Genomic DNA, 15,974 nt, shown 5'->3' on the forward strand with positions numbered 1-15,974 from the left:
GACTGGTATAACTATGATAGACCACAAGAAATATTAAAAGGTATGACCCCTATGGAATTCAGGGAGTCATACCTTACTAACTAATGTTCTTTTTTACACTGTCTATTTTAGACGGGGCTTGACAAAACTGTCTTCTTAATTTTATTAAATTCTTCACTGTCTTCATCAACCCATTCTGATCCTTCTGCACCTTCCCCCCTTGGGGCCACGATATTAGCAAAATGATCTCTGTTAACACCTTATCCTACGATTTCTGCTGTACATGGATCTGAGGTTCTATGTGATACAACAACTGATGAAACGCTTACTGTAACGGTTTCATTTTTCCTCAAATTTTGAACTTGTTCATCAACCCATTCTGACCCTTCTGTTCCTCTCCCTCCTGGGGCCGCGATATTAACAAAATTATCCCTATTAACACCTTGTTCTACGGTTTCTGATGTACATGGATCTGAAGTTCTATGTGATACAACAACTTGTGAAGAGCTCACTGTGGGAACTTCGTCTGCATTTGCAGAAACACTGGCAAACAATGATAACGCAGTAAGCATTATGATACTTGAAACTTTATATTTAGACACTATAATACCTCATTCTAAAAAGATTAGTGCTTTACAGCACGATATCATCGTAACATAAACCTTCAATCAAGTAAACACGAACAGCAGCTACTTTACAAAAATACAGATAAAAATTAGCTCCATTGTAAGGAGAAACACAAAAAATGTAGATTCTCAACTAGTAATTTTACCATATAGAATTTTCGGAGATTTTTCAAAGCCTTTTTGACTAGCTTGGCTTCTTTACTATGATATCTTAATGCTTAACAATTCTTCTTTCTAGAGCTATAACTATATCAAAATATCTATAAGCCTGATCTGCAATCTATACCTTAACATAAACTACCATGTAATCGTCTCATAGATTCCCTTGATTATGTTAAGTTAAAACCATTCATGAAAACGAGTGATTTGTCCACTAGTTATAAACCGTTAAACTTCAGCAATGCCTAAGGAGAGGGTCGCTGAACTCAGGGTTGGGTTATAATTTAATCACTTGATTAATGAGTTTAGGTATTTTTCTCCCAGAGAAAAGCCGGCTGAAAGCTATAATAAAGTCTAACTATCACATATAATTATCTGAAAATATCTGAATTTCTCCATCACGAATACTATTCAGATAAAACTTTCTCTCATTTTCTTGTTACTTGAATATCAAAAAGCACCCGAAATAATCGAGTGCTCTAGGAGAATTATTCCCCTTTATTTTTCTTAATGATTTCTTCTTGAACTGACTTAGGAACATCTTCATAGTGGTCAAATACCATCATGAATGTACCACGTCCTTGAGTTGCAGAACGAAGAACTGTTGCGTAACCAAACATTTCAGCAAGTGGCACGTAAGCACGGACAACTTGTGTGTTACCACGAGCTTCCATACCGTCAACACGTCCACGACGAGCTGTCACGTGACCCATAACATCACCAAGGTTATCTTCTGGAGCAGTGATTGTAACAAGCATCATTGGCTCAAGGATAGCTGGTTGAGCTGATTTAGCAGCTTCTTTAAGGGCAAGTGAAGCAGCAATCTTAAAGGCAGTTTCAGATGAGTCGACATCGTGGTATGAACCATCGTAAAGTTTAGCTTTAACGTCAACCATTGGGTAACCAGCAAGAACACCGTTAGCCATAGATTCTACGAGACCTTTTTCAACGGCTGGGATAAATTCACGTGGAACCACACCACCGACGATAGCGTTCTCGAACTCGAATCCTTTACCTTCTTCGTTTGGAGTAAATTCAATCCAAACGTCACCAAATTGACCTTTACCACCAGATTGGCGTTTGAAGAATCCACGAGCTTGAGTTGAAGCACGGAATGTTTCACGGTATGATACTTGAGGCGCACCTACGTTAGCTTCAACTTTGAACTCACGACGCATACGGTCAACAAGGACATCAAGGTGAAGCTCACCCATACCTGAGATAACTGTTTCACCAGTTTCAACGTTAGTTTCAACGCGGAATGTTGGGTCTTCTTCAGCAAGTTTTTGAAGGGCAACACCCATCTTATCTTGGTCAGCTTTAGATTTTGGTTCAACCATCAATTGGATAACTGGTTCTGGAACGTTGATTGATTCAAGAATAACTTTAGCTTTCTCATCAGTCAATGAGTCACCAGTTGTTGTATCTTTCAAACCAACAGCGGCTGCGATATCACCAGCGTAAACAGTTTCAATTTCTTGACGGCTGTTTGCGTGCATTTGAAGGATACGTCCAATACGTTCACGTTTACCTTTTGAAGTATTCAATACGTATGAACCTGAGTTAAGAACACCTGAGTACACACGGAAGAATGTCAAACGACCTACGAATGGGTCAGTCATGATCTTGAAGGCAAGAGCTGCAAATGGTTCTTCATCAGATGCTGGACGAGTTTCTTCTTCGTCTGTATCTGGGTTGATACCTTTGATTGCAGGGATATCAATTGGGCTTGGAAGGTAGTCAATAACCGCATCAAGCATCAATTGAACACCTTTATTTTTGAAGGCTGAACCACACAATACTGGGAAGAATTCAACGTTGATAGTCGCTTTACGGATACCAGCTTTCAATTCTTCGTTAGTGATTTCTTCACCTTCAAGGTATTTCATCATCAATTCTTCATCAGTTTCAGCAACTGCTTCAACCAATTTTTCACGGTATTCATTTGCTTGATCAACATATTCAGCTGGAATATCTTCTTCAAGAATATCTGTACCAAGGTCATTAGTATAGATTTCAGCTTTCATTTTGATCAAGTCGATGATTCCTCGGAAGTCATCTTCTGAACCGATTGGCAATTGAATTGGATGAGCGTTAGCTTGAAGACGGTCATGAAGTGTGCTTACTGAGTAAAGGAAGTCAGCACCGATTTTGTCCATTTTGTTGGCAAATACGATACGAGGAACTCCGTACTCAGTTGCTTGACGCCATACTGTTTCAGTTTGTGGCTCAACACCTGATTGTGAGTCAAGAACAGTTACCGCACCATCAAGTACGCGGAGTGAACGTTGTACTTCGATTGTAAAGTCAACGTGTCCTGGGGTATCGATGATGTTAACACGGTGACCATCCCATTGTGCTGTTGTCGCAGCAGAAGTGATTGTGATACCACGTTCTTGCTCTTGCTCCATCCAGTCCATTTGTGATGCACCTTCGTGAGTTTCACCGATTTTGTGGATTTTACCAGTGTAGTAAAGGATACGCTCTGTTGTTGTTGTTTTACCGGCATCGACGTGAGCCATGATACCGATGTTACGAGTTTTTGCAAGTGAAAATTCGCGTGCCATTAGGTTATTTCTCCTATAAAAATTTGTTTACGTTTTATTATAGCATATTTTAATAAAAACGGATAGGCAGAGGCCCACCCGTTTTAACGTTTATGCGTTAAAAATTGAACTCGACTTGAGAGCGAGCGGTCAAAAAGGCAAATCTTCCTAGGCTTTTCTTGACGCCCTCGCATCCTGTTCTTAGTTGAATTTTAGCTACAAATGTCTGCCAAAAAGATAAAATTTCCTAGAAACTGAAACTTCTGCGCCAATTTCCCTATTTTAGCTAGCATTTGTTCAACGCTAAAATATCCTATCTTACCAACGGAAGTGTGCAAACGCACGGTTAGCTTCAGCCATTTTGTGAGTATCTTCACGTTTTTTAACTGATGCACCTGTGTTGTTAGCAGCGTCCATAATTTCTTTTGCAAGGCGATCTTGCATAGTGTGTTCACCACGTGCACGTGATGCGTTTACCAACCAACGAAGACCCAAAGTTGTACGGCGCTCTGGACGAACTTCAACTGGGACTTGGTAGTTAGAACCACCGACACGACGAGCACGAACTTCAAGAACAGGCATGATGTTTTCCATAGCTGTTTCGAATACTTCGTTTGCATCGTTACCAGTAGCCTCTTTAATAGTTTCAAAAGCACCGTAAACGATTGATGCAGCAACACCACGTTTACCATCAAGCATAACACGGTTGATAAGACGTGTTACAAGTTTAGAATTATACAATGGATCTGGCAAAACTTCACGTTTTGGAGCACGGTTTTTACGACTCATTTATCTTATCTCCCTTCCTTATTTAGCACCTTTAGGGCGTTTAGCACCGTATTTAGAACGGCTTTGTTTACGATCAGCAACACCTGCAGTATCAAGCGCACCACGAACGATATGGTAACGTACCCCTGGAAGGTCTTTTACACGTCCACCACGGATAAGAACAACACTGTGCTCTTGCAAGTTGTGTCCAATACCTGGGATGTATGCAGTAACTTCGATAAGGTTGCTCAAACGTACACGGGCAAATTTACGAAGGGCTGAGTTAGGTTTTTTAGGTGTCATTGTTCCAACACGTGTTGCAACACCACGTTTTTGTGGCGCAGAAACATTTGTTTGAACTTTACGGTGACTGTTATAACCAACGTTAAGCGCTGGTGATTTAGATTTTTCAACTTTTGATTGACGTGGTTTACGTACCAATTGGTTGATAGTAGGCATCTACATTTCTCCTGTATTTTTTTAATTCTGGTTGGAAAGAGCGTTTGGTGACAACCTCAATCCTGCGTGTACTTTTGCAACATTTGTCAGCACGTCTCTGTACACTTTTGAGAGACCAAAAGTAAAAAGTACCGTCTAGTATAATATCAAATACGACAATTTAAGTCAACCATTTTTTCCTAGAAATCATTTTATTTTGCCATATTTTGCAGGAAAAGCAAGGCTTGGTTTGGCATTAAGAGATAAATCAGCAAAATGACTGTTTTCATACTCAACAACACTTGCTAAGGCAATCATTCCTGCATTATCCCCACAGAGACGTAGCGGAGGAATAACAACCTCAATATCTGAGATTTCTTGAGCCAATCGTTCCCTAAGCCCTCGATTAGCCGCTACTCCTCCAGCAATAACCAACTGCTTCACAGAATAACGTTCTAAAGCTTTTTTCGTTTTTGCCAATAAAACATCTAGCACTGCTTCTTGAAAAGAGGCACATAAATTTTCCGTTACTAACGTTTCTCCTTTTTGAGCAGCATTATGATGGAGATTTATAAAGGCTGATTTAAGACCAGAAAACGAAAATTCTAGATGGTCCTCTTTAATCATTGCACGTGGGAAATTGTAAACATCTTGACCTTTGTGTGCCAACTCATCGATTTCACGTCCCGCTGGATAGGTCAAGCCCATAACACGGCCGACCTTGTCATAGGCCTCACCAACCGCATCATCTCTAGTCTCCCCAACAATTTCATATGCACCAGCTTTTTCCACATAAACCAACTCCGTATGACCGCCACTAACCAAAAGTGCCATCAAAGGATATTGGAGTTCTTGCGTCTGGTTCGCCGCCATCAAATGTCCTGCCATATGATTGACTGGGATTAGCGGAAGGTTGTGTGCCCACGCAAAAGCCTTTGCCGCGGCCATACCAACCAAAAGAGCTCCTACCAGTCCTGGACCATACGTTACCGCCACTGCCGACAAGTCTTTAGACGCGATACCTGCCTCTGTCAGGGCATCCGCAATACAAGTTGTTATCACTTCAACATGATGACGGCTGGCAACTTCAGGTACCACACCACCAAATCGTTTATGACTCTCAACCTGACTTGCAATAATATTTGTTAATAATTCTTTATCATTTTTGACAATAGCAACACTGGTCTCATCACAAGAAGACTCAATGGCCAAAATATATCTATCTGTCATAATTTAAGCAAGAAGAATCTCTCAGATTCTCTCGTTATTTCCTTTCTCTTCTCATTAAAATCGCATCTTCAATCGGGTTGTGATAATACTCTTTACGACGCCCAATCATTTTAAAATGGTATTTCTGATACAAAGCCTGCGCAGGTAAATTACTTTCTCTCACTTCCAAAAAAACAGTCTCAGAACGTTCGTCCAACTGTTCCATCAAGCGTTTTGCAATCCCTTGACCTTGATATTCTTTTCGAACTGCAATATTAGTAATTTCAAGCTCTCCAACTAGATTTTGAATAGATAAAAAACCGCTAAGCTGACCGTCTGTGTATTCAAAAAAATAATCAGTATTTTCCTGTTCTAAGTCAGCAATTATCTGTTCGAGATTCCAAGGAGAAGTTCCATAGACGTCTGTTAAAACCTCGAAAATTTCACTTGCCCTATCTCTCATCTTACACTCGCTTAATATAAGTTGTCTCAACTTCTTGATTCGTTTTCAGCCAATTTTCCTCTGCTTCTACTTTTTTCAGATACTCTGGGACAAAAGCATGCGCTGAGACTGGGGATAAGGATTGACCAATTTTTCCAATGCGTGTTGCAGACGGCAAGGTCTGTTGGATTCTTGCATTTGGCAAAGCTTCAACAATTTGGCTTCGAAACGCTTCTACTTCACCAACAAAGGTCACTTGAGTCATATCTTTTAGCTGCTCTAAAAGTATTGTAAAATTGATGTGACAATCTTGTCGTACTGCTCTGCCATTTTCATAAAAACCAGCATAAACGTTATTCCGACGAGCATCCATTACAGGAATTACTAAGCCTTCTGTTTTTGGGCACAGCGCTTGCAAACTTGACACACCGACCAAATCAATACCAAGTGTGTAAGCCATTGTCTTCGCTGTTGCAACCGCCACACGAAGACCCGTATAAGAACCCGGTCCTTCTGCAACGGCAATACGTTCTAGGTCAGTTGGCGCCCAATCAAGTTGCTTCATCAGAAAATCAATTGTTGGCATCAAGCTAATGCTATGATTTTTTTTGATATTAAGTGTTTGTTCTGCCATTACCTTATCGCCATTTAAAAGAGCGACCGATAATGCTGTACTCGAGGTATCAAATGCTAATACTTTCATTATTCTTCCTTTGATATAATCTATTTCAATTATACCATAAATCATAAATACGAACCTTTACAAAGATTTTCAACTGATTTTTTTACTCAAAATAGACTTTATGATATAATTATAATAATTGTAAACTCGGGTAAAAAATTGACTAGACTGGTAATGAGATAATTTTTTTCAAAATAGCTATTGTTTTGATCTGTTTTTTGCACAGTCAACCCGCTCAAAAGAAAGGAAATCTAATGATTTATAAAGTATTTTATCAAGAAAGTAAAGACCGTAGTCCTCGTCGTGAGACGACTAAATCTCTTTATTTAGAAATTAATGCTCAGACAGAACTTGAAGGACGCATCAAAGCCCGTAAGCTAGTTGAAGAAAAAACTGCTTATAACATCGAACACATCCAACTCTTGGATGATAAATCACTTGCTTATGAAAAAGAAACTGGCGTATTCAACTTAACGGAGCTTTAATATGTCTAATATCAATCTAAAACCACATGAAGTTGGGGTTTATGCGATTGGTGGTTTAGGTGAAATCGGAAAAAATACTTACGGTATTGAATATCAAAACGAGATTATTATCGTAGATGCTGGTATTAAATTCCCAGAAGACGATTTACTTGGCATCGATTACGTTATCCCAGACTACTCTTACATCGTTGAAAACTTAAACCGAGTTAAAGCCTTGGTGATTACTCACGGGCATGAAGACCATATCGGTGGTATCCCATTCTTGCTCAAGCAAGCCAATGTCCCAATTTACGCTGGGCCACTTGCTCTTGCATTAATTAAAGGTAAACTGGAAGAACACGGCTTACTTCGTGATGCAACCCTTCATGAAATCAATCACAACACTGAGTTAACCTTTAAAAATCTCAGCGTGACCTTTTTCCGCACAACTCACTCAATCCCAGAACCACTAGGCATTGTTATCCATACCCCTCAAGGTAAGGTGGTTTGCACGGGAGATTTCAAATTCGATTTCACTCCTGTGGGAGAACCAGCCGATTTACACCGTATGGCAGCACTTGGCGAGTCAGGCGTTCTCTGCCTTTTATCAGACTCTACCAATGCTGAAGTCCCTACTTTTACCAATTCTGAAAAAGTCGTTGGACAATCAATCATGAAAATTATCGAAGGTATTGATGGCCGTATTATTTTCGCTTCCTTCGCTTCAAATATTTTTCGTCTTCAACAGGCCGCAGAAGCTGCTGTTAAAACCGGTCGTAAAATCGTTGTCTTTGGTCGCTCTATGGAAAAAGCCATCATCAACGGTGTTGAACTTGGCTACATCAAAGTACCCAAAGGAACAATCATTGACCCTAGCGAGATGAAAAACTATCACGCTAGCGACATTTTAATCATGTGTACGGGATCCCAAGGAGAGTCAATGGCTGCGCTAGCACGTATCGCTAATGGCATGCATCGTCAAGTAACCTTGCAACCAGGTGATACCGTTATTTTCTCATCAAGTCCAATCCCAGGAAACACAACTAGCGTTAACAAGCTCATCAACACCATTCAAGAAGCCGGTGTCGAGGTTATCCATGGTAAAATCAATAATATCCATACTTCTGGACATGGTGGACAACAAGAGCAAAAACTCATGCTTCGCCTAATGAAACCAAAATTCTTCATGCCAGTACACGGTGAATACCGCATGCAAAAAGTCCATGCCGGTCTAGCAATTGACATAGGTATTCCTAAAGAAAATATTTTCATCATGGAAAATGGTGACGTACTTGCTCTGACTAAAGATTCGGCTCGCATGGCTGGTAAATTTAACGCGCAAGATGTTTATGTAGATGGAAACCGTATCGGAGAAATCGGTGCTGCTGTCCTTCGTGACCGTAAAGATTTATCTGATGATGGTGTCGTACTAGCAGTTGCTACTGTTGATTTTAGTTCAAAAATGATATTGGCGGGGCCAGACATTCTCAGTCGCGGCTTTATTTACATGCGTGAATCTGGTGACCTTATCCGCGAGAGCCAACGCGTACTATTCAATGCTATCCGTATTGCGCTGAAAAACAAAGAGGCTAGCGTCCAAACCGTTAGTGGCGCTGCGGTCAATGCTCTCCGTCCATTCCTATATGAAAAGACAGAACGTGAACCAATTATCATTCCGATGATTTTAACACCCGATGAATAAACTATTTCGGCTCTTTGTCACCCACTACAGTTGACAAAGAGCCGATTTTATCATTAAGTTATCAACCACAAAGCCCTCACTAAGAGTATAGCACTTAGCGAGGGCTTTGCCTATTGGTTGTCATTGTTTTGTGGGTGTGGGATCTGCCATCGTGCTGGTTTGTCCCAATCTCTATTTGTTTTTAATAAATATCAAGATAATTATCGATTTCCCATTGTGAAACAAATGTTGCGTATGATGCCCATTCTATACGTTTAGCCTCAAGGAAGTTGTAGTAAATATGATCACCAAGAGCTGCTCTCACAACGTCATCTTCCTGTAAAGCTTTAAGTGCGTTGTGTAACGTCGAAGGTAAATCAATAATACCTGCTTCTCTGCGCTCTTCAGCAGACATCGCATAAATATTCGTTTCAATCGGAGCTGGTGCTTCAATTTTATTTTCAATACCATCAAGTCCTGCCTCTAAGAGAACCGCAAGGGCAAGATAGGGATTCGCCATTGGATCAACCGAACGAAGTTCCAAACGCGTTCCCATGCCCCGCGAAGCCGGAACACGAATCAGCGGCGAACGGTTACGACCAGCCCATGCAATGTAAACTGGCGCTTCAAAGCCTGGAACCAAACGTTTATATGAATTCACTGTAGGGTTGATAATGGCAGTGTAATTATAAGCATGCTTCATCAAACCACCAAGGAAATAGTAAGCATCTTCTGATAGTTGCATACCGCGTGGATCTTCCGAATCAAAGAATGCATTCTCTCCCTTGTCATTAAATAGAGACATGTTACAGTGCATACCAGAACCCGCAATTCCATATTTAGGTTTCGCCATAAAAGTAGCATATAGACCATGTTTGCGCGCAATGGTTTTAACAACTAATTTAAAAATTTGAATGTTGTCACATGCCTTAAGAACCTCCGCATATTTAAAATCAATCTCATGCTGACCAACCGCTACTTCGTGATGACTTGCTTCTACTTCAAATCCCATTTCTGTCAAGACATTCACGATTTCACGACGTGTATTGTCTGCAAGATCAGTTGGAGCTAAATCGAAGTAACCTCCCTTATCATTCACCTCAAGAGTCGGATTTCCTTTTTCATCTAATTTAAAAAGGAAAAATTCTGGCTCAGGTCCAAGATTAAAGGATTTGTAACCAACTTCTTCCATATGTCGCAAAGCTTTTTTAAGATTGCCCCGAGGATCACCAGCAAATGGTTTGCCTTCCGCTGTATAGATATCACAAATCAAGCCAGCAACAGCTCCATTTTCATCCCCCCAGGGAAAAACCATCCAAGTATCTAAATCAGGATAAAGGTACATATCCGATTCATTAATGCGAACAAACCCTTCAATTGACGAACCATCAAACATCACTTTATTTGATAGAACCTTTTCCAACTGCTCCTCAGTTGCAGGAATTTCGACGTTTTTCATCACTCCAAGAATGTCTGAAAACATCAAACGAAGGAAAGTAACATTTTTCTCTTTGACTTCACGACGGATGTCAGCTGCTGTGATTGCCATTTGAATTCTCCATAAATATATAAATCCTGATGCGTTATAGACGCATACCGCCTAGTTGTGTACTAGGAGCTCCAAATCCCGCTTGATTGCGAAGTTCATCATGTAAAAGTCGTCGAACATCTGCGTCTGACAGTGTTTTTTTCTGCTGGTTTTTTATTTTTCTAGCTTCATATTCACGTTTAATTGCAGCCATATTAAGACCTTCTGATAAAAAATCTTTAATCTCCAAAAGACGATCCATATCATTCAAGGAATACATTCGTCGATTCCCTTCATTACGTTCAGGTAAAATTAACCCTTGGTCTTCATAATAACGAATCTGTCTAGCTGTTAAATCCGTCAGTTTCATAACGGTACCGATAGGGAAAACCGCCAATGTTCGCCTTAGTTCTTTTTCTTTCACGAAAACACTCCTATTACTCTTACATTATAGGGCTTAAAAAAAACCTTGTCAAGTTTCTATGTCACATTTTATAACATGTGTTGAAATTATTTGTCTTTTTTGATCAAAGTTCGTATTTTATCAACATCTGCATTAACTAAAATAGCTATAAAGACACCAATAAAAGTTTCAAATACCCTAACAACAGCATACTGAATTGGTCCACCAGATGGGACTGATAAGGTAATGATTAGAAGCGCAGATACACCACCAATAATTCCTGATTTATTATTCATTGCCACATTGGTCATAATCGTCAGCATGGTACAAATCGGAACAAAAGCCAAAGCAACCCACGCTTGTCCTTGTAGCATTTGAGATAAAATGAAGAACCCGACAGCATAAAGACCACCAATCGTATTACCCAAAATGCGCGAACTTCCAAAATACAGACTCTGACCAAAATCTTCACGCAAGCTAAAAACTGCAGTTAAGGCTGCGATATTTGTCCCTTCCCAACCTAAAAATTGAAAAAGTAAAATAACAAAAAAAACTGCAATCCCTGTTTTTAACGTTCTCATCCCTAAACGAAATTTTTTAGGGTCAAACTGATAATTTTTCCACATAAGATTATTCTAACATGAATAAGCATTTTTTTGGAAGAAATACCTTAAAAACAACCAACCTTTTTAGCAGCAGTTTTAATTGACAAAATAATAGTCAAACAAGGTTTTAACCTGGTGATTTTTTCTATTCTGATTAACTTTATAGCAGTTATTTTCCCTGAAATTGATTTAAATGTTTCTAAGCAATACTGAAAAGTTTCTGAAAATAACTCTTCCCAAATACGATTAACCAAAGTAAGGCGAGGAGCCCAATTTTTAGTATTATACAAGGATTTGTCAGAGACTACTTCTTTTAACAAATCATGTAAGTCTTGATAGAACTCTGCTAACTCTAATGTCTTAACTGGATTCAAGGTCACCATACACGTGCCCAGAAAAGCCGATAAATGATTAAAAACTAAAGATAAAGTCCGACTATCAGATAAAAAACTTTAAATAATTCGATAATTTCACTTATATCAACATCATCAAAAGATGCCAAAATGATATGAAGGTCTCTATCAGTCACTTCGTAAGCATACTGCGAGACCCCTCTATCACCTAACGCTTTCCAAATCATCTGATTTTCTCAAAAACCTTGTCGTCTACTAATGTAATTATAGCATACAACATTACCACCTTTTAGAGCGGGGAAAATCAGTAACCTATCAAAAAAGGCGATTTCGGTTTTGTCGTCCACCTCCACATAAATCCACTTTTTCTAATAAAAATTATATCCTAGAAAGCACTATAAATCCAGAGCGAACTCTTTATTCTGACTCGTGGTACTTCATAGAAACTTTACACAATGTATAGAAAAAAAGTCACCCACTACAGTTGACAAAGAGCCAAAGAGTTTGAGACAAAATTCTGGACAATAAAACAAAAAACGAACAAAAATTATCTCTTATATATTTAAAGAGTATCTTTGTTCGTTTTTATATACAGTTTATTAGAATATTAGATTTATTGGTATAAATTTTCTAAACTAAAAATCTTTTTATCCCAGACTCTCTAGTTTCTAGCCTTAAAAACTTATTTTTCTGTAAGTGCAGCCAAACCTGGTAATACTTTACCTTCTAATAACTCCATACTTGCGCCACCACCAGTTGAGATCCATGAGAATTTGTCTGCACGGCCCAGGTTGATAGCAGCAGCTGCTGAGTCACCACCACCGATGATTGATTTCACGCCTGGTTGTTTAACGATAGCATCCATCACACCGATTGTACCAGCTTGGAAGTCTGGGTTTTCAAAGACACCCATAGGACCGTTCCATACAACTGTTTTCGCACCAGTCAATGCTTCGTCAAATTTAGCGATAGATTTTGGACCGATGTCAAGACCAAGGAAGCCTTCAGAAACAGCTTCACCTTCAGTATCGCGAACAGTTGTGTAACCTGCAAATGAGTCAGCTTCTTTCGAGTCAACTGGCAAGACAAGTTTACCATTTGCTTTTTCAAGAAGTGCTTTCGCAACATCCAATTTGTCTTCTTCAACAAGCGAGTTACCGATTTCGATACCTTGTGCTTTGTAGAAAGTGTAAGTCATACCGCCACCGATAAGGACTTTATCAGCTTTTTCAAGGAGGTTTTCGATAACACCGATTTTATCTGAAACTTTTGAACCACCAAGGATAGCCACGAATGGACGCTCTGGAGTTTCAACAGCTTCTTGGATGTAAGCAATTTCGTTTTCAAGAAGGAAACCAGCAACTGCTTTTTCAACGTTTGCTGAGATACCAACGTTTGATGCGTGCGCACGGTGAGCTGTACCAAATGCGTCGTTTACGAAGATACCATCTCCAAGTGATGCCCAGTATTTACCAAGCTCTTCGTCATTTTTAGATTCTTTTTTGCCGTCAACATCTTCAAAACGAGTGTTTTCAACTAAAAGAACTTGTCCATCTTCAAGAGCGTTGATAGCTGCTTCCAATTCAGCACCACGAGTAGCCCCTGGGAAAACAACCTCTTGACCAAGTTTAGCAGCCAAATCAGCAGCTACTGGTGCAAGTGATTTACCAGCTTTATCAGCTTCTTCTTTCACACGTCCAAGGTGTGAGAAGAGGATTGCACGACCACCCTGTTCGATGATGTATTTGATTGTTGGAAGTGCCGCAGAGATACGGTTATCATTTGTGATAACGCCATCTTTCAAAGGCACATTAAAGTCAACACGGACAAGAACTTTTTTACCTTTAAGTTCCACGTCTTTAACAGTCAATTTAGCCATTAGTAAGCTCCTTAATTTTTTTGTTTACTTGTTTATTATATCACAAAACATTTTAAACGGCTAACATTCTGCCACAGTTTCTCGCTTTTTCATTTCTTCTGATAACAACTGACAAACCCCTGTCTTTTTGGTAGAATAGATAAGCACTAAATTGCACAAGACTGTATTTCTTGAAAGCGAGGAAAAAATGACAGATTACCCTATTAAATACCGTCTCATTAAGACGGAAAAACATACCGGTGCTAGACTCGGTGAAATTATCACCCCACACGGTACCTTCCCTACGCCAATGTTTATGCCTGTTGGTACACAAGCTACGGTTAAAACGCAGAGCCCCGAGGAATTGAAAGAAATGGGTTCTGGGATTATCCTTTCAAATACCTATCACCTTTGGCTGCGCCCAGGGGATGAATTGATTGCCCAAGCTGGCGGATTACACAAATTTATGAACTGGGACCAAGCCATCCTAACAGATAGTGGTGGTTTCCAAGTCTATTCACTTGCTGATAGCCGAAACATTACTGAAGAAGGGGTAACCTTTAAAAACCATCTAAACGGCTCAAAAATGTTCCTTTCTCCTGAGAAAGCTATCTCTATTCAAAACAACCTTGGTTCTGATATCATGATGAGTTTTGACGAGTGCCCTCAATTCTACCAACCTTACGACTACGTCAAAAATTCAATTGAGCGTACCAGTCGCTGGGCTGAACGCGGTCTTAAAGCACACCGTCGTCCACATGAACAAGGCTTATTTGGTATCGTTCAAGGAGCAGGATTTGAAGACCTTCGCCGCCAGTCCGCTGCCGACCTTGTCAGCATGGACTTCCCAGGTTACTCTATTGGTGGACTTGCTGTTGGCGAAACCCACGACGAAATGAACGCTGTTCTTGACTTCACCACACCACTACTTCCTGAAAATAAACCACGTTATTTGATGGGGGTTGGTGCACCAGATAGTCTTATCGATGGCGTTATCCGTGGGGTTGATATGTTTGACTGTGTATTACCAACACGTATTGCCCGCAACGGTACTTGCATGACATCATTTGGACGTCTTGTTATCAAAAACGCTCAATTTGCAGAAGACTTTACGCCACTAGATCCCGAGTGCGATTGCTACACCTGCAAAAACTACACGCGCGCTTATATCCGTCACTTGTTGAAAGCTGACGAAACATTCGGTATCCGTTTGACAAGTTACCACAACCTTTACTTCTTAGTTAATTTGATGAAAAAGGTACGTCAAGCTATCGTGGACGATAACCTTCTTGAATTCCGCCAAGATTTCATGGAAAAATACGGGTATAACCGTTCTAAGCGTAATTTCTAAAAACAACGAACGTTTGAGCATTAATTGTCTCAAACGTCTTTTTACAATTATCACTAAAGGGAGACACCTATGACTCAAGACTATATTTCATACATCCGTTCAAAAGTTGGGCATGATTACATTTTTCTAACCTTTGCAGTTGGTATTTTAACCAATGAAGAGGGAAAAATTCTTCTCCAAAAGCGTGGGGACAAGGGAACTTGGGGACTTCTTGGTGGCTGTATGGAGCTAGGTGAAAGTTCCGTCGATACTTTAATTAGGGAATTTAAACAGGAATCTGGCATTTCTATTATTCCCAAACGCCTACTCAATGTCTATACGAATTTTGAAGATTCCTATCCTAACGGTGATATCGCTCAAACGGTTGGTATGGCTTATGAGGTCGAAGCAACACAACCTTACAATATTACTAATTTTTCAAATCAAGAAACCTTAGAGCTCCGCTTTTTTACCCAAGAAGAAACCAAACAGATCACTATCGTTAATGCCCAACACCAACTGATTTTGGATGAGTATTTTGCCCAAACCTTCCAACTAGGAAATTAGGAGGTACTTATGACCAAAATAGAACTACTAGATTATCTCCATAACTACCTTTCTGATGGCCAAAGACACACTGTCCGTATTTTTGGACATGGCGGAGCAGGTAAGTCCACTTTTGCTAAAGAATTGCTGGAGATACTGCCTAGCGATAAAGTAAATCTTCTTGAAACAGATCCCTATATCATCAACGGAGAACTCAGGCAACTGGTTTCTTCAGGCTCTATAATTTCTGTAGTGGGTAAATTCCCCGCAGAGATTATGGAGCCTTTTTGAGTATAGAAAAAGTCCCATATGACCTATAATGAAAAGCGACAAAACAACTCATTAGAAAGCCTCATA

At 39.8% G+C, this 15,974-nt stretch carries 19 protein-coding genes; 6 read left to right on the forward strand and 13 right to left on the reverse strand.

The features are described from left to right. On the forward strand, positions 1-84 hold an 84-nt coding region (locus tag GZ996_RS12300), incomplete at its 5' end, for an IS3 family transposase (protein ID WP_162011886.1). 155 nt (positions 85-239) lie between these two features. On the opposite strand, the gene GZ996_RS10410 is transcribed toward GZ996_RS12300, so the two are convergent. The 7 genes from GZ996_RS10410 to tsaB all read right to left on the reverse strand — a co-directional run bounded on the left by GZ996_RS10410 (position 240) and on the right by tsaB (position 6,870). After that, on the reverse strand, positions 240-551 hold the full coding sequence (locus GZ996_RS10410) for a hypothetical protein (protein WP_162012015.1): 312 nt from the start codon (positions 549-551) through the stop codon (positions 240-242). Positions 552-1,252: 701 nt separating this feature from the next. Continuing rightward, positions 1,253-3,331 carry an elongation factor G gene (gene fusA / locus GZ996_RS10415; protein WP_156806424.1) on the reverse strand — a complete coding sequence of 693 codons (2,079 nt, stop codon included), beginning with the start codon at positions 3,329-3,331 and terminating at the stop codon, positions 1,253-1,255. A 297-nt stretch (positions 3,332-3,628) separates the two neighbouring features. Continuing rightward, the gene (gene rpsG / locus GZ996_RS10420) at positions 3,629-4,099 is read right to left on the reverse strand and encodes a 30S ribosomal protein S7 (RefSeq protein WP_156806425.1); all 471 of its coding nucleotides are present in this window, start codon (positions 4,097-4,099) and stop codon (positions 3,629-3,631) included. 18 nt (positions 4,100-4,117) lie between these two features. After that, positions 4,118-4,537: a 30S ribosomal protein S12 gene (gene rpsL, locus GZ996_RS10425; RefSeq protein ID WP_121835063.1), complete on the reverse strand. Its 420-nt coding sequence runs from the start codon at positions 4,535-4,537 to the stop codon at positions 4,118-4,120. Between the two features lie 186 nt (positions 4,538-4,723). Continuing rightward, entirely contained in the window at positions 4,724-5,746 is a 1,023-nt protein-coding gene (tsaD, locus tag GZ996_RS10430; protein WP_156806426.1) for a tRNA (adenosine(37)-N6)-threonylcarbamoyltransferase complex transferase subunit TsaD, read from the reverse strand. Between the two features lie 34 nt (positions 5,747-5,780). Next, on the reverse strand, positions 5,781-6,188 hold the full coding sequence (gene rimI, locus GZ996_RS10435; RefSeq protein WP_156806427.1) for a ribosomal protein S18-alanine N-acetyltransferase: 408 nt from the start codon (positions 6,186-6,188) through the stop codon (positions 5,781-5,783). 1 nt (position 6,189) lies between these two features. Beyond that, positions 6,190-6,870 (reverse strand): tRNA (adenosine(37)-N6)-threonylcarbamoyltransferase complex dimerization subunit type 1 TsaB, encoded by a 681-nt coding sequence (gene tsaB, locus GZ996_RS10440; protein ID WP_161979934.1) that lies wholly within the window; start codon positions 6,868-6,870, stop codon positions 6,190-6,192. A gap of 233 nt (positions 6,871-7,103) precedes the next feature. Between tsaB and GZ996_RS10445 the strand changes: the two genes are divergently transcribed. Both GZ996_RS10445 and rnjA read left to right on the forward strand, forming a co-directional pair. Next, positions 7,104-7,334 carry a DNA-dependent RNA polymerase subunit epsilon gene (locus tag GZ996_RS10445; RefSeq protein ID WP_156806429.1) on the forward strand — a complete coding sequence of 77 codons (231 nt, stop codon included), beginning with the start codon at positions 7,104-7,106 and terminating at the stop codon, positions 7,332-7,334. A 1-nt stretch (position 7,335) separates the two neighbouring features. Next, entirely contained in the window at positions 7,336-9,015 is a 1,680-nt protein-coding gene (gene rnjA / locus GZ996_RS10450; protein ID WP_156806430.1) for a ribonuclease J1, read from the forward strand. Positions 9,016-9,196: 181 nt separating this feature from the next. Here the strand turns inward: rnjA and glnA are convergent, their stop codons facing one another. From glnA to GZ996_RS10480, 6 genes are all read right to left on the reverse strand, one after another. Continuing rightward, positions 9,197-10,543: a type I glutamate--ammonia ligase gene (glnA, locus tag GZ996_RS10455; protein ID WP_156806431.1), complete on the reverse strand. Its 1,347-nt coding sequence runs from the start codon at positions 10,541-10,543 to the stop codon at positions 9,197-9,199. A 34-nt stretch (positions 10,544-10,577) separates the two neighbouring features. Next, complete coding sequence (locus tag GZ996_RS10460; protein ID WP_156806432.1) at positions 10,578-10,946, reverse strand: MerR family transcriptional regulator; 369 nt, start codon at positions 10,944-10,946, stop codon at positions 10,578-10,580. Between the two features lie 86 nt (positions 10,947-11,032). Continuing rightward, positions 11,033-11,551, reverse strand: a complete 519-nt coding sequence (locus GZ996_RS10465) for an FUSC family protein (protein ID WP_156806433.1) — start codon at positions 11,549-11,551, stop codon at positions 11,033-11,035. A 44-nt stretch (positions 11,552-11,595) separates the two neighbouring features. Beyond that, entirely contained in the window at positions 11,596-11,904 is a 309-nt protein-coding gene (locus GZ996_RS10470) for a hypothetical protein (RefSeq protein WP_161979130.1), read from the reverse strand. Between the two features lie 44 nt (positions 11,905-11,948). Next, a complete protein-coding gene (locus GZ996_RS10475) occupies positions 11,949-12,110 on the reverse strand; it encodes a hypothetical protein (RefSeq protein WP_162012016.1) in 162 nt (53 codons plus the stop codon). Positions 12,111-12,565: 455 nt separating this feature from the next. Next, positions 12,566-13,762: a phosphoglycerate kinase gene (locus GZ996_RS10480; RefSeq protein ID WP_161979931.1), complete on the reverse strand. Its 1,197-nt coding sequence runs from the start codon at positions 13,760-13,762 to the stop codon at positions 12,566-12,568. Between the two features lie 187 nt (positions 13,763-13,949). Here GZ996_RS10480 and tgt point away from each other — a divergent pair, with 187 nt between their 5' ends. The 3 genes from tgt (at position 13,950) to GZ996_RS10495 (ending at position 15,908) form a co-directional block, all read left to right on the forward strand. Continuing rightward, positions 13,950-15,092, forward strand: coding sequence for a tRNA guanosine(34) transglycosylase Tgt (gene tgt / locus GZ996_RS10485; RefSeq protein WP_156806437.1), 1,143 nt, complete (start codon positions 13,950-13,952; stop codon positions 15,090-15,092). 69 nt (positions 15,093-15,161) lie between these two features. Then, positions 15,162-15,638: an NUDIX hydrolase gene (locus GZ996_RS10490; protein ID WP_162012017.1), complete on the forward strand. Its 477-nt coding sequence runs from the start codon at positions 15,162-15,164 to the stop codon at positions 15,636-15,638. Positions 15,639-15,647: 9 nt separating this feature from the next. Beyond that, positions 15,648-15,908, forward strand: coding sequence for a hypothetical protein (locus tag GZ996_RS10495; RefSeq protein WP_162012018.1), 261 nt, complete (start codon positions 15,648-15,650; stop codon positions 15,906-15,908). Positions 15,909-15,974: the final 66 nt, after the last annotated feature.

Origin of the sequence: Streptococcus sp. S784/96/1 (assembly GCF_902729355.1) — a bacterium.
GTDB lineage: Bacteria > Bacillota > Bacilli > Lactobacillales > Streptococcaceae > Streptococcus > Streptococcus caledonicus.